Source organism: Sorangium sp. So ce296 (assembly GCF_051529605.1).
In the GTDB taxonomy this organism is placed as follows: Bacteria; Myxococcota_A; Polyangia; order Polyangiales; family Polyangiaceae; genus Sorangium; species Sorangium cellulosum_D.
Map to the genome: position 1 here is coordinate 11,303,266 of NZ_CP150325.1, position 20,548 is coordinate 11,323,813.

Consider the following 20,548-nt stretch of genomic DNA (forward strand, 5'->3'; position numbering starts at 1 on the left):
GGAGCATCGATGCGAGGGAAGCATCTGGGCCATTGGGGGTGCGCCGTCGTGGCCGCGCTCGGGGTGGGGCTCGCGGCGGGCGGTGCGGCGGCCCAGCCCGCGCCGGCCGCGCCCGCGCCGGCCGTGCCCGCGCCGGCCGCGCCCGCGCCGGCCGTGCCCGCGCCGGCCGCGCCCGCGCCGGCCGCGCCCGCGCCGGCCGCGGAGAAGCCGCTCGCGGAGTCGCTGACCGGGATGGCCAGGGCCGAGCACGGGGCGGGCGACGCGCTGTTCGCCGACGGCGACTACGCGGGCGCGCTCGCGCGGTTCGAGCGCGCCTACGAGCTGTCGCGCGATCACCGCCTGCTCTGGAAGGTCGCGCTCTGCCAGAAGAACCTGCGGCGCTACGCCAAGATGCTCGCGACGCTGCGCCGGATGGAGGCCGAGGCGGGCGCCGCGCTGTCGCCCCGCGACCGGCAGGACGTCGCCGACCTGATCCAGGCATCCGGGGCGTTCGTGTCCCGCCTCGAGATCACCGCGAGCGAGCCGGGGGCCACGGTGTTCGTGGACGACGAGCCGGTCGGGACGACGCCGCTCGCCGAGCCGGTGCCGATCGACATCGGCGACCGCCGCATCCGCGTCTCGAAGCCCGGCTTCGTCGACGTCGTCCGCCGGGAGACGGTGGTCGGCGGCGGCACCCTCGCCCTCGTGGCGCGGCTCGACCGGGCGGTGCACCGCGGGCGGCTCGCGATCGCCGCGGGCGGGGACGATCTCATCGCGATCGACGGCAAGGTGGTGGGCAAGGGCCGCTGGGAGGGCTCGGTGGCGAGCGGGACCCACGCGCTGCGCGTGACGGCGCCCGGGATGACGCCGCACGAGGTCGAGGTCCTGGTCCGCGACGAGGAGCTCCGCCGCATCGACGTCTCGCTGGAGCGCGCTCCGGAGCGGGGCGGCGCGCGCAAGTGGCTCTGGATCGGCGGCGGCGCGGCGATCTTCGCCGGCGCGCTCGTCGCGGGGGCGCTGCTGTTCGAGCCGGGGACGCCGGCGGAGCGCGGCAGCCTCGGCACGGTCCCGCTCGGGTTTGGAGGGAGGCGTTGATGCGCGCGAAGCGGACGGGCTCGAGGTCGATGGCGGCGGTGTTCCTCGCGATCGCGGGGGCGGCGGGGGCCGCGTCCTGCAGCGGGGAGAGGGGGCAGCTCATGGTCGTCTTCCAGACGGACATGTCGCTGCCGAAGGACGTCGACACGATCCGGGTCGAGGCCACGCTCGAGGGGTCCATCGTCTACGACGAGACGTTCGAGCGGCTCGGGAGCGAGGACTCGATCCGCCTGCCGGCCACGCTCGGCTTCCTCACCCCCGACGATCCTTCGCAGGCGCTCCGGGTGCGCGTCATCGCGAGCCGCGGCGGCAAGGAGGGGGTGCGCGTGCTGCGCGAGGTGCTCACGACGGTGCCCGAGGGCCGCACCGCGACGCTCCACATGCCCATCCAGTTCCTGTGCGACGGATCGGCCGACGTCGAGCGCGACGCGCAGGGCAACGTGCTGCGCGACGCTCAGGGCAACGTGCTCGTCAAGAACAGCTGCCCCGAGGGCGAGAGCTGCGTCGCCGGCGAGTGCAAGCCGCGCGAGATCGACTCGCGCTCCCTGCCCGAGTTCGAGGTCCAGGCCGTGTTCGGCGGCGGCGGCGAGAGCGACGGGCTCTGCTTCGACACCGTCCGGTGCTTCTCCTCGGCCGTGTCGGCGCAGATCGATCGGGCGAGGTACGAGGCGAACCCCGAGGACTGCGTCGCGACCGCGCCGAGCGGCGAGGTGAACGTCGCGCTCCTCACGCAGGGCGGCGGCATCTGCGGCGAGAGCGCGTGCTACGTCCCGCTCGACGCCGAGAGCGACGCGGGCTTCCGGGTGGAGGAGGGCAACGTCCTCCGGCTCCCCGCCGCGGTGTGCAAGCGGGTGACGGAGGGCAAGCTCGCGGGGCTCGCGATCGCGATCGCGGGCGAGGACGCGGGCCAGAGCGCGGGGACGTGCCGCACGAAGGGCACGGACCTGCCGACGTGCGGCCCGTGGTCGGCGCTGGCCGGCGGCCAGTACACGGGGCCCGACGCGGCGGCGCCCATCCCGGTCGCGGTCGCGCAGGTCCACCCGGTGTCGCTGCGGGTGACCGCGGGCGGCGTGGCGTGGATCTCCGGCACCACCTTCGACGAGGCCGGCATGGCCCGGGACGACGGGGAGCTGAAGACCGCCCCGCAGGGCGGCGGCGAGCCGCTGGTCCTCGGCGCGGCGCAGGCCTCGCCGCGGGACCTCGTGGTCGACGAGGCGCGGCAGGTCGTCTTCTGGACGAACGCGGCGGACGGCACGCTGAGGGCGGCCCCGCTCGCGGGGGGCGAGGCGCGCCTGCTGCTCGCGGATCTCAAGCAGCCCGAGGGGCTCTCGCTCTCGGGCGACGCGCTCGCCTGGACCGAGCTCTGGGGGGGCGGCGTCTTCAGGGCGACGCTGAGCGGCGCCGGCGCCGAGGTCGCGCTCGGCACGCCGGAGGATCTCGCGCAGCCCGGCTCGGCGTTCGCGTCCCCGTACCGCGTGGCCAGCGCGGGGGACGTCGTGTGCTGGACCTACCAGGGCACACTGGGCAGGGCCGACGGCGCGGTGGCGTGCCGCGTGCGCGGCGAGACGCTGACGGTCGCCGCCGAGCAGCTCACCCCGCGGGAGCTCGCGCTCGACGTGGACGCTCAGGGGAACGCGGCGGCGGTCTACTGGGCGAGCTTCGAGGGCGGCAGCGTCTTCCGGGCCGACCTGAGCGGGGAGGCCGTGGGCGAGCCCGAGGAGATCGCCTCGGATCAGGGCCAGCTGAACGGCATCGCGGTCGACGCGGAGCACGTCTACTGGACGCGCCGCGACGAGGGGACGGTCGTGCGCATGCCGAAGGACGGCGGGGAGCCGGAGGCGCTCGCCTCGCAGCAGACGCGGCCCGGCGACGTCGCGGTGGACGAGACGACGGTCTACTGGATCAACGAGGGCTCGCCGGATCTGGAGGACGGCACGCCGGTGAAGGACGGGGCCGTCCTGAAGCTCGCGAAGTGATGGGGGGCGGCCGGGGCCGCGCGCGGCGCGGGGGCCGCGGCGGGCTCGCCCCGCGCGCCGCCTGCGCGCTCGGCGCCGCGTGTGCTATGGCCCGACCCGTGAAGCGCACGGCCCTCCTCCTGTTCACCCTCGCGCTCCCCGCGTGCGGATCGAGCTACGCCCAGCAGGGCCCGAGCGACACGCTCCGGGCCTACGCGCAGGCGCTCCAGGAGGGGCGCGTCGACGCCGCCTACCGGCTGCTCTCGGACGAGGCCAAGCGGTCGATGTCGCTCGAGGCCTTCCGGCGCGCGGTCCGGGACAACCCGGACGACGCGCTCGAGATCGCCCGGGCCATCGCGCGGCCCGCGGCCGATCCGGTGGTGACCGCGACGGTCACCATGCCGAACGGCGAGGAGCTCCTGCTCGTCTTCGAGGGGGGCCGCTGGCGGCTCGACGCGGCGGCGGTCGATCTCTACGGCCAGGCGACGCCCCGGCAGGCGCTCGTGGGGTTCCTGAGGGCGTTCGAGCGGAGGCGCTACGACATCATCATGCGCTACGTTCCCGACGCCGAGAAGGAGGGCCTCGTGGAGCCGGCGGGCGGTGCGGCCGGCGAGGCGGCCACGCTCGGCGAGGCGGGCGCCCCGCGCGCCGAGGGCACGGCACAGCCCGCTGCGCCCGACGGCGCGGCGGGGAGCGCGGGCGCTGACGCAGCGCAGAAGCCGGGCGGTCAACCCGGGACGGCGCGGGGTGGGGCGGGCGCGGCGCAGCTCACCCCCGAGAAGCTCAAGGCCGCCTGGGAGGGGCCGCAGAAGGAGCAGATCAACCGGGTCGTCCAGGCGATCAAGGCGGCCCTGCCGACCGCGACCATCGAGGAGACCGGGGACAGCGCCTCGATGGCGTACGGCGCTGGCGGCACGGTCGCCTTCACGCGCGAGCACGGGGTCTGGAAGATCAAGGACTTCTAGCGGCGCGCCCGCTCATGGCTTCGAGAAGAGCGCTGTACTAGGGTTGTCGGCATGCCGACCGGCGATCCTCCTTCGCGAACGCCCCCCTCGCCCGACGCCGACAGCGTCCCGATCCTCCCGCTCCGCAACTCGGTCCTGTTCCCCATGTCGGTCGTGCCGATCAACGTCGGTCGGCCGCGGAGCGTGCGCCTCGTCGAGGATCTCCTCGGCCGCGAGCGCGCGCTGGTCGGCGTGATCAGCCAGCGGTCGCCGGACGTGGACGAGCCGACGTTCAAGGAGCTCTACTCCGTCGGGACCATCGCGCGCGTCGTGAAGGTGATCCGGCTCGGCCCGAACAACTACTCGGTCGTGCTGAACGGGCTCGGCCGCTTCCGCGTCAAGGCGGCGTTCTCGCTCGAGCCGTACATGCGCGCGCGGATCGAGCGCATCCCGGAGTCGCTCGTGCGCGACGTGGAGCTCGAGGCGCTCGGCGCGGGCTTGCGCGAGGCGACGCGCGAGGTGCTCGGCCTGATGCCGAACCTGCCGCGCGACACCGCCGGCATCCTCGACAACGTGCGCGAGCCCGGCGCGCTCGCGGATCTCATCGCCTCGAACTTCCCGCAGGCGCAGGCCTCGGTCGGCGACAAGCAGGAGATCCTCGAGGCGTTCGACGTGAAGGCGCGCGTCCGCCTCGTGCTCGCGATGGTCGGCCGGCAGCTCGAGGTGCTGCGGGTCAAGAAGGAGATCTCCTCGATGGTGCAGGAGGAGATGGGCAAGTCGCAGCGCGAGTACATCCTCCGGCAGCAGATGAAATCGATCAAGGAGGAGCTCGGCGAGGGCGGCGACGACGACGAGATCGAGGAGCTCCGCGAGCGCATCCGCCGCGCCAAGGTGCCGGCGGAGGTCGACAAGGTCGTGCGCAAGCAGCTCAGCCGGCTGCGCTCGATGGCGCAGCAGTCGGCCGAGTTCAACGTGACCAAGACCTACCTCGAGTGGATCGCGGATCTGCCGTGGTCCAAGACGACGGTGGACAAGCTCAGCGTCGAGAGCGTGCGGCGCTGCCTCGACGAGGATCACCTCGGACTGGAGAAGGTGAAGAAGCGGATCGTCGAGTATTCGGCGATCCGGCAGCTCCGCTCGGACAAGAAGGGGCCGATCCTGCTCTTCATCGGGCCGCCGGGCGTCGGCAAGACGTCGCTCGGCAAGTCGATCGCGCGCAGCATGGGCCGGCGCTACGAGCGCATCGCGCTCGGCGGCGTGCGCGACGAGGCGGAGATCCGCGGGCACCGGCGCACGTACGTCGGCGCGCTGCCCGGGCGCATCCTGCAGGCGCTCAAGAAGGCGGGGACGAAGAACCCGGTGCTGGTGCTCGACGAGGTCGACAAGATGGGCGTCGACCTGCGCGGCGATCCAGCGGCGGCGCTCCTCGAGGTGCTCGATCCCGAGCAGAACTCGACCTTCCAGGATCACTACCTCGACCTGCCGTTCGATCTGTCGCAGGTGATGTTCCTCGCGACGGCGAACAACTGGGACGGCATCCCGGGGCCGCTCGTGGACCGCATGGAGGTGATCGAGGTGCCCGGCTACACGCGGACCGACAAGCTCGGGATCGCGCGGGAGTTCCTGGTGCCGAAGCAGCTGTCGGCGCACGGGCTGACGGACGAGCGGCTGGAGTTCACGGAGCCGGGGATCGCGGCGGTCGTCGACCACTACACGCGCGAGGCGGGGGTCCGCGGCTTGGAGCGGCAGATCGCGGCGGTGTGCCGCGCCACGGCGGTGAAGGTGGCCGAGGGCCACGACGTGCGCGAGGTGGCGACGCCCGAGCACGTGGAGCAGGTGCTCGGCCCGCACAAGCACCGGCCCGAGCTCGCGGAGCGGACGCTCCAGCCCGGGGTGGCGACCGGCCTCGCGTGGACGCCGGCGGGCGGCGAGATCCTCTTCATCGAGGCGACGAAGATGCCGGGCAAGGGCAACGTGGTGCTCACCGGCAACATGCGGAACGTGATGCAGGAGTCGGCGAGCACGGCGGTGAGCTTCGTGCGCAGCAAGGCCGATCGGCTGCACCTCGATCCGGAGTGGCTGAAGGAGATCGATCTGCACGTGCACATCCCGCAGCACGGCACGCCGAAGGATGGGCCGAGCGCCGGGGTGACGATGTTCGCCGCGGTGGCGTCGCTGTTGCTCGGCGCGCCGGTGCGCAGCGACGTCGCGATGACGGGGGAGATCTCGCTGCGCGGGCGGGTGATGCCGGTCGGCGGCATCAAGGAGAAGCTCCTGGCGGCGCACCGGGCCGGCATCCGGCACGTGCTCATCCCGGCGAAGAACCGCCGGGATCTCGAGGATGTGCCGCAGGACGTGAAGGACCAGGTCAAGATCACGATGGTGTCGTCGATGGAGGAGATCCTGCCGCTCGTGCTGGAGCCGCCGCGGCGCGCGTCGACGCCGAGCGCGTCGGCGGACGAGCTCGAGGAGCAGGCGGGGGCGTAAGCTGCAGGCCCGTGGCGGGCGGGATACTCGACCTATGCGGATCGCGGTGGTCTCGGGCGGGAATCGGGGAATCGGGCTCGAGATCTGCCGGCAGCTCGCGCGCCGCGGGGTCCACGTCGTGCTCGGGAGCAGGGACGAGGGCCGCGGGAACGCGGCGGCGGCCGCGCTCAAGGAGCAGGGGATCTCCGTGGAGCCGCGGCGCCTCGACGTTTCGGAGGAACGGAGCGTCGAGGAGCTCGCGCGCGCGCTCGCGGCCGAGCACGGCGGGGTCGACATCGTCGTCAACAACGCGGGCATCGCGATGCAGGGCTTCAACGCCGAGGTCGCACGCAACACCATCGAGGTCAATTTCTTCGGGGCGCTCCGGCTGACCACCGAGCTCCTCCCGCTGATGCGGGCGGAGGGGCGGATCGTCATGGTGACCAGCGGGCTCGGCGATCGACGCAGCGTCTCCGAGGCGCTCCAGGCGCAATTCGGGAAGGCAGCGCTGACGCGCGAGGAGCTCGTCCAGCTCATGCGCAAGTTCGTCAGCGACGTGAGCGCGGGGAGGCACACGGCAGAGGGGTGGCCGTCGTCGGCCTACGCGGTGTCGAAGATCGGGCTCAACGCGCTCACGGGCGTCCTCGCGAGGGAGCTCGAGGGCGACGGGCGCAAGATCCTCTGCAACGCGGCGTGCCCAGGCTGGGTGCGCACGGACATGGGCGGCGCGCACGCGCCGAGGTCCGTGGAAGAAGGGGCCGAGACGCCGGTGTGGCTCGCGCTGCTGCCGAGCGGCGGCCCGCAAGGGGGCGTGTTCCGCGACAAGGCCCCCGCGCACTGGTGAGCCGCGCGGCCTGGGCCGGGAGCGCGGCGCCGCGCCCCGGCGAGGAGGCTAGCCGTGGCACGCCCGCACGAAGCCGCAGCGCAGCCTGCGGCACGCCTCGACCGGGACGCCGTCGAAGCGGCCCTCCGCCGTCGCCTCGGAGAAGCGCTCGGCGAGCCGGGCGAGCTCGCGCTCGAACCGCGCATGCTCCTCGTCGGCGATCGCCCCCATCGGGCCCGACCCCTTGAGCCACACGGGCTCCACCTCGGCGCCGAGGAACAGCACGCCGGCGCGGATCGGGCGGTCCGGGTGGCGCCTCCGCAACGCGAGCGCGTACGCCCGCAGGCGGAGCTCGTAGGGCGCGAGATCCGCCCGGGGGCGCGCGCGCTTGACCTCGATGACGTCGACCAGCCCGCCCGGATGCAACACCACCAGATCGATCGCGAGCGACAGCGCGAGCCTCGCCCCGCGCCGCTCTCCGGCGCCCTGGGGCTCGACGTCGAGCACGAGCGCCTCCTCCCGCAGGAGCGCCGCCTCCTCGCCGCGCGCCTGCCGCGCATAGGGCCCGCCCAGGAAGCGGGCGATGCCCTCGGCGGTGCGCAGCGCGTCCGGGCCGTGGGGCGCGAGCCCCTCGAAGGCGAGCCGCGCGACGACGTCCGCGGCCTCGGTCGGCTCTCCCCAGCGCGCGCGCGGCCAGCGCTGGAGCACCCGGTGCGCGGCGCGGCCGGGCGGGCGAGGATCCGCGCCGTCCTCGAGCTCGACGCGCTCCTCGCCCGGCAGCTCCGGCGGGCCCTCGACGTCGAACAGGCCGAGCTGGCCCTCGCCGGCGGGCTCCCCGATCCCGAGGAGGTGCCGCAGCCGGAAGCGGCGCGCGCACCCCTGGAACGCCGCGAGCGAGGCGGCCGCGATCAGCACGGTCCGCGCCCGCGCAGGCCCCGCCGCCGGCGCGGTCCGGGGGACCGGCGCGGCGCGCGCGTACGCGTCGGTGCCAGGCGCAGGCGGCCTGGCCTCCGCGAGGAGCGAGCGGGCCTCGAGCGTCGCGCCGATCGCGCCGGCGAGCGGCGCGGCGTCCTCGGCGCTCGGCCCCTTCAGCGTGAGCCACGCCGAGCCGCTCCGCGGCTTGGCCGAAGCGCCGACGAGCACCAGCTCGCGCTCGGCGCGGGTGATCGCGACGTACGTGAGCCGCTGCCGCTCGGCCCGCTCCCGCGCCCGCACCTCGGCGCGCGCCGCCTGGAGCGCGGGCGTGCTGAGGGGCAACGACGGCCCGTGCGCCGACGCCTCGACGTCGTAGAGCGCGCCGAGCCGCGACGTCCGGTCGACGCGCCGCGCGTGATGGCGCACGAGCAGCGCGGCGGGGCGATCCCCCGCGGCGGGGACGTAGCTCAGGCCGGGCTGCTCCGCGCGGGGCTCCGCGTTGAGATCCAGGAGCACCACGGCCGGGAAAGCGAGCCCCTTGCTGGCGTGGATCGTCGTGAGCCGCACGGCGTCGTCCTCGGGCGAGAAGACGGCGGCCTCGGGCTCGTCCGCCTCGTCGCGGATCCGGCGCTCGAGCCAGCGGACGAAGCTCGCGAGCGAGCCGCCCCGGCGGCGGGCGATCGAGATCAGCCGGTCGACGTTGCCGATCCGGGCCTGGGCGCGGGGGAGCGCGGCGAGGACGCGGTCGAGATCGAAGGCGGCGATCGCGGCGCGGATCGCCTCGCCGGGCGTCGAGCGGAGCGCCGCGCCGCGCAGGCCGGCGAAGCGGGCGCGGAACGCCTCGAGCCGCTCGCGATCCGCCGGGGAGAGCCGCGCGAGCGCGGCGGGGGGGCGCGCGCCGCCGGGTCCCTCGTCCTCCGGGCCCCCGGGCGCCAGCCCGGCGCTCGACCAGCGGCCGAGCAGCGGGACGGTGAGCCCGCGGCCCGGCGGCGCGAGGACCGCGAGCGCCGTGTCGGAGAGCGCCACCGCCGGGCCGCGGAGGACCGTCGCGAGCGCCAGGCGATCGCGCGGATCGAGCAGCAGGCGGAGGATCGCGGCCACGTCGCGCACCTCCGGCGCGTCGAAGAGCGCCCGGCCCGCCACCACGTACGGGATCTCGAGGCGCGCGAGGGCGAGCTCGACAAGGGGGATGGTGCTCCGGCGCCGGGCGAGCACGGCGACGTCGCGGAAGCGCAGATCGCCGCCGGCGCCCTCCGCCGCCCCGCCGCCGGCGCGCTCCGCCGCCCCGCCGCCGGCGCCCGCGCCGCGGACGCGCCGCGCGATGTACGCGGCCGCGATCAGCGCCTCGCGCAGCTGCCCCCGCGCGTCCCGCACGAGGGCGTCGACCCCGTCCGGGGCGCTGCCGTCGTCGTCGACGAGCACGACCTGCGTCGGCCCGCGCGCGGCCCCGCCCGGCGTCGCGACGAGGTGCTCCGCCGCGCTGTAGGCGATCTCGAACTCGCGCGGCGCGCCCGCGCCGCCGTCGCTCGCCCCGGGGGCGCGATCCTGGGCGAAATCGCGCGCCGAGAACGCGTTGATGAACGCGAGCAGCTCGGGCGTCGACCGGCGGCTCTCGCGGAGCGCGACGAAATCGGCGCTCGGCTCGGGCGACCACAGCGAGGGCGAGAGCTCGAGCGCGCGGCCCGCGGCGGCGCCCGCGAGCTCCGCGCAGACGCGGCAGAAGATCGACACGTCCGCCCCGCGGAACCCGTAGATCGACTGCTTGCGATCGCCGACCAGGAACAGCCCGTGGCCCCACAGGCCGGCCGCCGTCGGGGCGACGCCGGCCGGGCGCGCGAGCGCAGCGTCGCCCCGCTCGCGCAGGAGGTACACGAGATCGCGCTGCACCGCGCTCGTGTCCTGGAACTCGTCGACGAGCAGCACGTCGACCGACCCGCGGACCGCCTCGCCGATCGCCGGATCGTCGCGCAGGCCGTCGCGGGCGGCGCGCAGCAGGTCCCCGAACCCGAGGCCGCCCTCGGTGCGGCGGATGGCCGCGAGCCGCTCGCGGATCTCCTCCAGCAGCTCGACGATCTGCGCCTCGCGGCGCGACAGCGCCGGCGCCTCGCGGAGGAAGCCGAGCAGCTGCAGCGCCTTGTCGCGGTTCGTCTCGCCCGGCAGCGCCTCCCGGAAGGCGAGCAGCGCCTCGTCCGCCGGCGTGCACTTGCTCTTGTGCGGTTTGCGCTGCGTGAGCAGCTCGATCAGCGGGGCGCTCGCCGCGCTCGCGGGGAACGGCGCGCCGTCGCCCTCGCGGCCGAGCGCCGCGGCGAGCGCCGCCGCCGGCTCGCGGAACGCCGCGCCGCCGAGCGCGGCGCTCTCGACCGCGAGGCGGCGCAGCTCCCGCGCGAGCGCGCGGGCCTCGGCGGCGTGGTCGGACACCGCGAGCCGGCGCGGCGCGAGGCCGTCCTCGTCGAGCCGGTCGAGCAGCCGCGTGACCTCGCTCCGCGCGCCCTCCACGCCGCCCGTCGCGGCGACGAGCGCGCGCGCGGCCTCGGCGCGCTCGCCCCCCTCGGCGAACGCCCGGCTCAGCGCCTCGTCGACCGCGAGGTCGCTCAGCGCCTGCGCCTCCTCCTCGTCGAGGATCCGGGCGGAGGGCGAGAGCCCCATCGCGATCGCGTGCCGGTCGACGATCTGCTTGGCGACGCCGTGGAGCGTGTCGATGCGCGCCGCCGGGAGGCGGGCGAGCGCGTCCTCCGCGCGCTTGCGCAGCTCGGAGAGCGAGAGCGCCGCGCCGCCGCCCGCGCCGGGCGGACCGGCGACGGCCGCCTGCCGCGCGCGGAGGATGTCGGCGAAGGGGATGCTCGACGCGCCGTCCCAGCGGGCGATCTCCCGGAGCGACCGCTCGATGCGGTGGGCGATCTCGCGCGCCGCCGCGCGCGAGAACGTCGTCGCCACGATGCGGTCCGGCGGCACCGGCGGCGCGGCGGTCGCGGCGTCGGCCTGGCCGACGGAGGTGAGGCCGAGCGTGAGCAGCACGTAGAGCGCCGTGAGGCGGTGGGTCTTGCCGGTGCCGGCGCTCGCGGCGACCACGACGTTGCGGCGGAACGCGTAGATGAGCGCGTCGCCCTCGGCGAGCTCCGCCCCGCGCGGCGCCGCGCTCACGCGACCTCCTCCGCCGCCTCGTCCGTCGGCACGACCGCGGGGCGCCGGCACACGTCGCGCGCGTCGCAGCGCGCGCACATCGTCGCCACCACCGGCCGCGGCGCGGCCTTGCCCTGCCAGAGCGCGACGACCGCCGCCCGCGCCGCGCGCCCGGCCTCGGCCCAGCCCTCGGCGAGCGCGCGCTGCTCGTCGACCTTGCCCGGCCACACCTCGATGAGCCCGCGCTGGCGCACGCCGATGTAGACGGCGCGCACCTCCTCCGCGCCCAGCGCGCGCGCCGCGATGGCGCTGTACAGCGGCAGCTGGAGCGCCCGCCGCCGCTCCTTCGCGTCGGGGAGCTTGCCGGTCTTGTAGTCGACCACCCGCACCACGCGCTGGTCCGTCGACCGATCGATCCGGTCGATCTGCCCGTCGACCCACAGGCTCGGCGCGCCCTCCTCGTCGTCGTCCGACGGCGGCAGCTCGAGCGGCTGCCAGGGGGGCGGCTCCCCCGCGCCGAACCGCCGCTCGGCCAGGAAGAAGCGGAGCTCCGGCGACGACTCCTCCCCGTCGATGGCGCGCACCACGACCTCCATCACGTCCGCGATCGCCTTCTCGACCGCCTCGCGGCGGAGCGGGGCCATGGGCGCCGACACGCCGAGCGCCGCCTCCGCCGCCGCGCGCGCGGCCGCGAGCTGCTCGGCCGGATCGCGGTCCGGGCCGAGCTCGCGCAGCGCCTCGAACGACGCCTGCAGCGCGCGGTGGATCAGCGTGCCGCGCTCCCGCGCGTCGGCCGACTCCGCGAGGTCCTCCGCGCGGCGCACCTGCAGCACGCGGCGCGCGAACCCCGCGAACGCGCAGCCCACGGCGCGCTCGATGTGGGTGACCGCGATCGGCCGGTCCGGGTGCGCCCCGCCGATCGCCGCCCGGAGCTGCGCGCCGAGCGCTGGATCCTCGTCGAGCAGGACCCGCCCCGTGTAGCGATCGATCGGCGCCCGCGGATCCAGGAAGAAGTCCGCGCGGGCGCGCTCGATCCGGACCCGCTCGGCGATGTCCGGCGCCGGCCGCCCGCCGCCCGCGAGGGCGATGAGCTCCGCGTCGCGCGGCCCGAGCGCCGCCGCGTCCGGCGCCACGCGCGAGGCCGGCTCCGTCCGCTGGGGAGCGCCCGCCGCGACGGCCGCCGCGAAGACCGGGTGCGGCTCGTTCGGCTCGCTGTCGTCCCCGCGCGTGAAGCAGACGGCGACGCTGCGCGCGCCGGCGAGCGCCCAGCCGAGCTCCGCGCGCTGGGCCGCCTGGCGCTCGCGCCCCGACGCGGGGCGGCTCGGCGCCGGCAGCCTCGCGCGGAGCGCCTCACCGAGCAGCGTCTCGTCCGCCCCGGGGCTGCCGCCGTAGGCGCGCGCGTCGAGCCCGGTCACCACCACGACGTCGTGCTCGAGCGCCGCGAGCCCGGCGGCGACGTCGACGCGCACCGCGCCGGCGCGGCCCGCGTCGCCGCGCGGCCCCGCGCCCTGCTCGGCGGCGGCCCGCTCGAGCTCCGCGTAGACCTCCGCCGCGGTGGCGGGGCGATCCTCGCAGCCGAGATCGCGCGCCGCCCGCGCGAGCGCCTCGGCCTGCTCGCGGATCGCGCGCGCGGCCCGCGCGCTCTGGCCCATCGCGCCGATCGCCTCGAGCGCGATCGCGCCGCCGCTCCGCCGCTCCCCGCGCAGCGCCGCGCGGAGCTCCTCGACGCCGGGCTCCCCGAAGCTCAGCTTGTCGAGGAGCGACACGAAGCGCCGCACGATCTCGGGCCGCGTCGTCGCCTCGCCGATCCAGCGGGCGCTCGCGAGCAGCCGCTCGAGCGCGTGCGGCATCCACGCCTCGTCGTCGTCGCCGTGCGCGTCGCCCGCGCGGCGCAGCGTCGAAAGGCCCAGATCGAGCTCCGCCTCCTCGAGCCGCGCGTCGCGCCCGGCGGCCCGCGGCGGCCCCGCGCGGCGGTCCGCGCGGCGTGCGGCCACGACCGAGATGAGGCTCTCGATGAGCAGGCGGCCCGTGCGATCCACCTCGACGGGCACGTCGCGCAGCCGGTGGGCGAGGTCGGCCGAGCGCTTCTCTGCCTCGGCGGCGGACGCGCGGTCCACCCAGGCGCCGGCGTGGACCCCGGGCGCGCGGAGGATCTCGATCGCCTGCTCGCGGCGCACCGGGCCCACGGCGAGGCGGAGGATCGCGAGCGCGACGCGCCCGTCGGGGCAGCTCGCCGCGGCGCGGCCGCGCGGCTCCGAGAAGCGGACGCCCGCGTCGGCCAGCGCGGCCCGGAGCGGCTCGAGCGCGGCGTCGTCGAGCGCGGGCACGACCACGGCGATGCGCTCGGGCGGCACCCCGCGCCCGAGCGCGGCGGCCACCTCGGCGGCGGCGGCGCGCGCCTCGCCCTCCGCGGTCTTCGCGCCGATCGCGGCGAGCGGCTCCGCCTCCCGGTCGGGCACCCACGCGATCTCCGGCGCGTCGTCGAGCGAGGCCCAGCGCCGCTCCAGGACGTCGGCGACCGCCGCCGCGCCGTCGCCCCGCAGCGCGGGCAGCTCGACCGTCACGCCCGCGCCGCCCGAGGCGCGGACGGCGGCGTGGAGCGCCTCGACCCAGGCGAGATCGTCGGGCTCCCAGCCGACGGCGCCGCGGATCGTGACCTTGCGCGGCAGCGGCAGCGCGCCCGCCGCGCCCGCGGACCGGAGCGCCCGGCCGAGCAGGAACCCTGCGCCGCGCGGGTCCACGAGGCGCGCCGCCCCCAGGGCCGCGTCCGCCCGCTCGAGGACCTCGGCGATGGCGACCGCGTACCCCGTGCCGAGCGCCCGCAGGTCTGCCGGGGACGTCCCGGCGCGCCGGAAGCTCCCGAGGGCGCGGTCCAGGGCGTGCGCGAGCGCGACGCGCGCGGCGGGCTCGGCCGGCTGTCTGAGCCGGTCCGGCGGCAGCGCGTCGAGGGCGAGCCGGGTCGCCAGGCGGGTCGCCTGCGGGCTCGCGACGGCGACGTCCGGCGCCAGCAGGGCGAGCGCCTCGGACACGAAGCTCCACCGAGAGCGCACTTCCTGGCCCGCGGCGCGCGGGTCGAGCGCGGCGAGCTCACGCTCGACGTGCCGCTCGGTCGGGACGATGAGGAGCGATGTCCTGATCACCGCCACGAGACGGCCAGTCGCCGCTCCTGGGAAGCGCGGGCGCCCGGCGCGGCAGGACGCTGGGAGCGCGCCGGTGCGCCTGGATGCTCGTCCGGCAAGGGATACCTCACCGCAGAGCCTTTACTTCATGCATCCGTCCCCTCGCAACCTCCGCCGGGCGCGTGGGTTGTTGAAAAACTCCCGCGGAATGTGGGAATTCTTGTGGGAAGATCGGAAGGCGTGTTGAAAAGCCCGTTGGGAACCGCGGGCGGACCGGGCGGCGATCGCCCGTAATCCTGCGGAATTGCAAGCGGCCGGGCGGCAAGAGGGCACGCCCGGGGCGCTCTCCGGTTATCAACAGGCTCGGCGGTCGGCGGCGGCTGCCGGCGGCGACAGCGCCTCACGATGCGCGTCGCGGGCGATCTCGACAGCGACTGCGGGGGAGGTCGGCTGGTTCGCTCGGTCGGGAGACGCCCAACCGATGGAGGGGATAGCTACCGGCGCGCCATGTCCTTGTGGCGACGCACGCTGTCGTCCTCGGCCGGCGGCATCTCGGACGCGACCTCGGACGGGGCCGGAGCTGCATTCGTACGGCCCTGTTCGCTGGCTTGCGCGGCCGGGGCGGCGCTGCCCGAGGCGGTCGCGGGTGCGCTCGAGGCGGTCGCGGTCGGGGCGGCGCTGGGCGGTGCGCCGGGATCGGCAGCGGCGGTGGTGCTCGGCCGCGCGCTGGCGGGCGCCTCGGCCTGCGCGCGGTTCCGCACGGCGGTCACCGCCTTGTCGGCCGCCCGGGCGAGCTGCGTGGTGACGGCCGAGGGCGGGAAGGGGAGCTTCGGGTCCACGAAGAGCTCGAGCTTCAGGATCGTGTGGTGCTCGTCGACCGCGCGGAGCCGCCACCGGGCGCGGAAGTCGGCGACATTGCCGCGCTTGTGGCGCCCGGAGATCACCTCGTCGGCGCCGTCCTTCGTGGGCGGCGACATGTCGGCGACGGTCCAGATGTGCGCGGCGCCGTTCAGGATAGGCACCTGGAGATAGACCTCGCTCGTGCCCTTGCGCTTCGCGAGCACGCGGCTCTGGTCAAAGGAGGTGATGAACGACTTGTAGCTACCGTAGGAGGTGACGATCTTCCGGACGGCCGGCAGGGGCGCCTTGATGAGGATCGCCGCGCCCCCGGTGTCGATCGTGGAGGCTGGCCCGGTGGTCTTCAGCGTGTATCGGAGCGCTTTTCCGAGCGAAGCGAGCTTCTCGGACTCGGCGTCGGCGGCGCGGGCCGCGCGCGGCGAGAGCGAGAGGGCGAGGACGGCGAGCGAGAAGGCGATCAGGGACAGGGACCACCACTTCTTCATGGACTCTCCTGTGCGAGCAGCGTCCGTCGGCGTGTGGCTGCCGGCCACGTCGCGGGCGTGCGCCTCGGGCGGCGAGAGCGCGGCCGCTCGATAGATCTAACTCGCTGAGCGGGCAGCCGCACCCCTGCACGCTACAGAAAATGTGCGATCTTCGGCGGAGGTCGGAATTCAGCGATCCGCGTCGGAGCGCTTCGCGGTCGCGCCGCGCTGCGCGCCGCCGCCGCTGTCCTCGGCGGTCTTCGCGCCCTGTCCGGCGACATCGGCGTCGGGCTCGGAGGACGCCGCGGGCGGCCGCAGAGGCCGCTCGCCAGCGTCGTCTTCGAGCGGGGCCATCTTGCACGACCCGTCGAACTGCACGCCGCGATCGATGAAGATGGCGGGCGCGTGCAGCGCGCCGGTCACCTTGGAGGGCGCGTAGAGCTCGATGGCGTCGCGGGCGCGGATGCTCGCCTGGACCTCGCCGCCCGTGACGATGCAGGTGACCACGTGGATCTCTCCGATCACGAGCGCCCCCTCGCCGATGACGAGCACGTCTTCGCCGCGGATCTCGCCGCGGAAGCTGCCGTCGATGCGCACGCGGCCCTCGAAGAAGAGCTTGCCTTCGAAGTGCGTGCCGCGGCCCAGGAGGGCGTTGATCTCGGTGGGCCTGTGGCCCCCTGTGTCGTCGCCGCGGGGGCCTCCGGGGGATCGCGACGAGAGGGGTGAGTCCCTGTCGCCCGGGAAGGACATCGGGTCCATGGCCTGTTGGCTTACTTCAGCCATCGTCACATTCGCAACGGCGGCGCGCGTCAGCGGGGTAACGCGCGCGCGGCGGTGGCCATGAATATGTAATCATTTCGATGATTTGTGGATAAATTGCTGCGGGGTACGTTTTCTGCAAAGGGGGCGGGTTCCCGGCGCCTGGGGGCCGGGGGGCGTGCGGAGCGCGGGCGGACGTCTGGCCGAGCGCGCGGTGGAGCGTGAGGGTCCGAAGGGACCAGGAGAGGGAGTGCAGATGACGTTCCGTTCGTTGCTTGTGGCTGCCGGTGTCCTGGGCAGCATCTCGGTGGCGTCCGCGCAGACGCCGCCCGAGCCGCCGAAGGCTCCGCCGGCCGATCCGGCTCCGCCCGCCGTGCCAGCTCAGCCGACGGCTCCCGCGCCGGCTGCCCTGGAAGCGTCCGCGCCCGCTCCCGGTACCCCTGCCGCTCCCGCCGCTCCTGCCGCGCCCGGTGCCGCTGCCGCGCCCGGTGCTGCGCCTTCCGTTGCTGCTCAGCCCGCGGAGCCGGCGCCTCCGGCGGAGCCGCCGCCTCCGGCGGAGCCGCCGTCGCCCACGCAGACGCCGGGACCGGAGCCAGGGCCGATCACGTCGCCCGCGGTGCGGTGGAGCCAGGGCACCGCGGCAGACGCCGTGCTGGAGGAGGAAGAGGAGACGACCCTGCGCTGGCGCGGGTCGACGTTCACCTGGAACCAGGGCGCCAGCACGACCCTGTTCGGCGTCGGCGGGGAGTACATCCCTGCCGACCAGGTCTACGGCTGGGATTTCACCTTCCGGCCGAACTTCTACGTGCTCGACCGGCCGAAGGACAAGGTGTCGGTGTCCGCCGAGATCGGCTGGGTCACCGAGCTCACGAACAGCGACATCACGACGACCTACCGGGAGCCGCAGTTCAAGGACATCGCGCTCAACGGCCGGTACAGCCGCGAGCTCTGGGAGAGCGGCGGCGCGGACCGCGGCGAGTACAAGACCGACGCCGCCATGCGGCTGCGCCTGATCCTGCCGACCTCCCCGGCGAGCTGGAACTCCGGCAAGTACTTCACCGTGTCGGTGGGCCCGCAGCTCATCCAGAAGGTCAAGCTCCTCGGCGCGAAGGCCGACGGGCTCAACCACGTGACGGCGACGCTCGGCGTGAGCTACTCCCACCTGTTCTCGGATTCGTACACGCCGGTGCGGGAGGGCCTCGCGCGACCGCGGATGACCCCGAGCGGCGAGACGGCGCCCGACGACCAGCTGAGCGGCACGTCGCTGGCGATGGATCGTCTGGCCACGAGCCTCCAGGTCGACGTGCCGCTCTACCAGGACCTCTCCCTGGGGACGAGCTTCGCCTTGCTCAGCGATTTCAAGCACGAGTTCGAGGGGGGATGCGCCGAGACGGCCACCGGCTGCGCCCCCTACGAGGGCTCTCAAGGGCCCACGTACGTGCCGCAGACGGCCTTCGACGTCAGCCTGAACTACCCGATCTTCGAGGTCGTCGACCTCACGCTCGGGTACAACAACACGAACCTCCAGATCGGCCTCGACGGCAGGCGGAGGAACTTCTTCTACAGCCCCACGGCGCAGTTCTATCTCGACATCACCGCCAACCTCGACGTCATCTACTCGAAGGTGACCGGCCGCGGGAAGAAGGCCGAGACGCCGGGCACCGCCAAGGCCGCGAGCCGCCTCCCGCTGTAGCCCCGCGCGTCACGCGCGCCCGCGGCTCTCGCCGGTGGTCAGCCCGCCGGCGATGAGGTGCGCGGCGCGCAGCGGCTCGGGGAGGTGGCCGTGCACGGCCAGCCGCGCGAGCAGCGCGGTCGTGTCCTCCAGCGAGATCCCGGCGCGCTGCACGTACACGCCGCCGACGGGCTCCATCGGCCCGGCGCGCTCGATGAGCGCCCACTTGCGGCGCCCGCCCCGCACGCGCGAGAGCAGCGCGTCGCGGATCGCGTCGAGGTTCGGGAGGCGCCGCGCCACCACCACGACCGGGAGGGCGAGGGCGTCGCGCAGCGCCGCGATGTCGACCACGTTGAACCCCGCCACCGCGATCCCTTGGAGCAGGACCACCTGCGCCTGCGCGTAGAAGCGGGAGCCCCGGATCATCGCGGCGATCGCCGGGGTGGCGTTCCGCCCGTCGCGGCGGGCGCGGGTGGAGAGCACCCCCTCGAGGCGCAGCCCCGCGAAGACGGCCCCGATCACCGGCACGTCGCCGCGGTGATCGCGGGCGAACGGCGCGTCGTCGACGCCGATGACGTGCGAGAGGCGGGCGACGCGGGGCGGCACGCGCCGAGCTTAACGCGCTGCCGTCTTTTCCGGACCAGGCGCGCGTGCTGTACTTGGTAGCGTGAGACCTCCCCGGCATCTCTCGCTGAGCCTCTCGCTGGCCCTCGGCCTCGCCTCGCCGCTCGCCCTCGCGCAGGGCGCGCCCGCCGCCCCGGCCGCCCCGAAGGCCGCGCCGGCGCCCGCGAACGCCGCCGCCCCGCAGAAGGCGGCGGCCGGCAGCCCGCGCAGCCAGAGCGCTGGCGCGCCGCAGCCCGCCCGGCAGCGCGCGCGCAAGCCGAAGCCGAAGCCGAAGGACGCGCAGGCCGACCTCACCGGGCGGCCGGTCGCCACCTTCCCGGGCTTCCGCATGCTCCCGACCGGGGGCTCGCGCGTGTTCGTGCAGATCCACGGCGGCAAGGTCGACGTCGCCGAGTCGAAGGCCGCAGGGCGCCTCGTCTACCGGATGAAGGGGGCGGGGGCGATCCAGACGAACCGGTTCCCGCTCGTCACCTCGTTCTTCGCGACCCCGGTGAGCCAGGTGCAGCTCGTCGATCAGGGCAACGATCTCGACATGGTGATCGAGCTGCGCGCGCAGACCGACGCGACCTACCGCGTGATCGAGACCGACCAGGGGATGGTGCTCCAGGTCGACTTCCCCGCGTCCCTCCCCGCGCAGAGCGCCGCGGCCCAGGCCGGGCCGACGCGGCAGCGCGCGGTCCGCCGCACGATCTCGCAGGACTCCGAGCAGGGCGACGGGAGCTCGGGCGACCTCTAGCGCGCCGGCGGCCTACCCCGGCGTGGCGACCGCCGCCGGCCGCGCCTTCTCACCGCGCGCGCCCGCGTCCGGCGCCGGGACCTCCTCGCTCAGCGCGGCGGCCGCGAGGGTGACGAGGACCATCCAGAGCGCGTCGGCGAGCAGGAGGTGGACGAGCTGCATCCACACCGGCGCGAGCAGCAGCAGGTTGACGACCCCCGCGCCGATCTGCAGCAGCACGAGCCCGCCGGTCGCCGCGGAGAGCCGCTCGACCAGCGGCGAGGGGCGCCGGGCCGCGATCGCGCCGCGGGCGTAGAGCAGGTAGACGCTCACGACCGCCGCCACGACCGGGTGCAGGACGCGCAGCGACACGAGGAAGTGCGCCGCGGGCGAGAAGTCCTGCGCGAGGCCCTCGCGGAGCGAGCCCGCCGCGAAGAGCGTGTCGCCGAGCGCCGCGATCGCCCCGGTCACGCCCACCGCGAGGACGCCCGCGAGCGCGGCGGCGAGCAGCGCGCCCGTCGCGCCCTGGCCGCGCAGGCGCACCCGCCGGCCGCCGCGCGCCCAGTAGAGCGTGCACGTCATTGCGCCCACGAGCAGGAACGTGTTGATGAGGTGCACCGCCATCCAGAGCGCGCGGGCCGCCGACGCGTCGTGGGCGACGTACTCGAGCAGCACGATGCCGGCGCCCACCCCCGCCTCGGTCACCATGAACAGCATCGACGCCGCCGCGCCGCCGCGCACCGGGTGCCCCGCCGGATAGGCGACCAGCGCCCAGACGAGCTGCAGGGCGACGAGCAGGAAGGCGACGCCCGAGGTGGCGCGGTGGGTGAACTCGATGAAGGTCGCCGCGCTCGGTGAACGCGGGATGACGTCGCCGTTGCACGTCGGCCAGTGGCTGCCGCAGCCGGCCCCCGAGCCGGTCGCGCGCACGAACGCGCCCCACAGGATCACGCCGAGCGTGAACGCCAGCGCGAGCGCCGCGAGCTTCCAGAACCGCGCCTGATTCATGCGGGGTCCTTACCGCGAAACCAGCGCGACGG

The 20,548-nt window shown here is 75.4% G+C and carries 13 protein-coding genes; 7 read left to right on the forward strand and 6 right to left on the reverse strand.

Features of this window, described 5'->3' with window-relative positions; genetic code table 11:
• Nucleotides 1-9 precede the first annotated feature (9 nt).
• The 5 genes from WME98_RS41790 to WME98_RS41810 all read left to right on the forward strand — a co-directional run bounded on the left by WME98_RS41790 (nt 10) and on the right by WME98_RS41810 (nt 7,283).
• Complete coding sequence (locus tag WME98_RS41790; RefSeq protein WP_437947240.1) at nt 10-1,074, forward strand: PEGA domain-containing protein; 1,065 nt, start codon at nt 10-12, stop codon at nt 1,072-1,074.
• Nucleotides 1,074-3,050 carry a hypothetical protein gene (locus WME98_RS41795; RefSeq protein ID WP_437947241.1) on the forward strand — a complete coding sequence of 659 codons (1,977 nt, stop codon included), beginning with the start codon at nt 1,074-1,076 and terminating at the stop codon, nt 3,048-3,050. Before WME98_RS41790 ends, WME98_RS41795 begins: the two co-directional genes overlap by 1 nt.
• Nucleotides 3,051-3,148: 98 nt before the next feature.
• Complete coding sequence (locus WME98_RS41800; protein WP_437947242.1) at nt 3,149-3,994, forward strand: hypothetical protein; 846 nt, start codon at nt 3,149-3,151, stop codon at nt 3,992-3,994.
• A gap of 51 nt (nt 3,995-4,045) precedes the next feature.
• Complete coding sequence (gene lon, locus WME98_RS41805; RefSeq protein ID WP_437947243.1) at nt 4,046-6,460, forward strand: endopeptidase La; 2,415 nt, start codon at nt 4,046-4,048, stop codon at nt 6,458-6,460.
• Nucleotides 6,461-6,494: 34 nt separating this feature from the next.
• Nucleotides 6,495-7,283 carry an SDR family oxidoreductase gene (locus tag WME98_RS41810; protein ID WP_437947244.1) on the forward strand — a complete coding sequence of 263 codons (789 nt, stop codon included), beginning with the start codon at nt 6,495-6,497 and terminating at the stop codon, nt 7,281-7,283.
• 48 nt (nt 7,284-7,331) lie between these two features.
• Here the strand turns inward: WME98_RS41810 and WME98_RS41815 are convergent, their stop codons facing one another.
• The 4 genes from WME98_RS41815 to WME98_RS41830 all read right to left on the reverse strand — a co-directional run bounded on the left by WME98_RS41815 (nt 7,332) and on the right by WME98_RS41830 (nt 16,521).
• On the reverse strand, nt 7,332-11,318 hold the full coding sequence (locus WME98_RS41815; RefSeq protein ID WP_437947245.1) for a UvrD-helicase domain-containing protein: 3,987 nt from the start codon (nt 11,316-11,318) through the stop codon (nt 7,332-7,334).
• Complete coding sequence (locus tag WME98_RS41820) at nt 11,315-14,437, reverse strand: PD-(D/E)XK nuclease family protein (RefSeq protein WP_437947246.1); 3,123 nt, start codon at nt 14,435-14,437, stop codon at nt 11,315-11,317. Before WME98_RS41820 ends, WME98_RS41815 begins: the two co-directional genes overlap by 4 nt.
• Before the next feature lie 473 nt (nt 14,438-14,910).
• A complete protein-coding gene (locus WME98_RS41825) occupies nt 14,911-15,759 on the reverse strand; it encodes an SRPBCC family protein (protein WP_061628539.1) in 849 nt (282 codons plus the stop codon).
• A 168-nt stretch (nt 15,760-15,927) separates the two neighbouring features.
• A complete protein-coding gene (locus WME98_RS41830) occupies nt 15,928-16,521 on the reverse strand; it encodes a bactofilin family protein (protein ID WP_437947247.1) in 594 nt (197 codons plus the stop codon).
• Nucleotides 16,522-17,146: 625 nt separating this feature from the next.
• Between WME98_RS41830 and WME98_RS41835 the strand changes: the two genes are divergently transcribed.
• The gene (locus WME98_RS41835; protein WP_437947248.1) at nt 17,147-18,190 is read left to right on the forward strand and encodes a hypothetical protein; all 1,044 of its coding nucleotides are present in this window, start codon (nt 17,147-17,149) and stop codon (nt 18,188-18,190) included.
• Between the two features lie 9 nt (nt 18,191-18,199).
• On the opposite strand, the gene WME98_RS41840 is transcribed toward WME98_RS41835, so the two are convergent.
• A complete protein-coding gene (locus WME98_RS41840; protein ID WP_437947249.1) occupies nt 18,200-18,775 on the reverse strand; it encodes a DUF99 family protein in 576 nt (191 codons plus the stop codon).
• 61 nt (nt 18,776-18,836) lie between these two features.
• On the opposite strand from WME98_RS41840, the gene WME98_RS41845 reads away from it, so the two are divergent.
• Nucleotides 18,837-19,529 (forward strand): hypothetical protein, encoded by a 693-nt coding sequence (locus tag WME98_RS41845; RefSeq protein WP_437947250.1) that lies wholly within the window; start codon nt 18,837-18,839, stop codon nt 19,527-19,529.
• A 12-nt stretch (nt 19,530-19,541) separates the two neighbouring features.
• Here the strand turns inward: WME98_RS41845 and WME98_RS41850 are convergent, their stop codons facing one another.
• Entirely contained in the window at nt 19,542-20,516 is a 975-nt protein-coding gene (locus WME98_RS41850) for a COX15/CtaA family protein (protein WP_437947251.1), read from the reverse strand.
• Between the last annotated feature and the right edge of the window lie 32 nt (nt 20,517-20,548).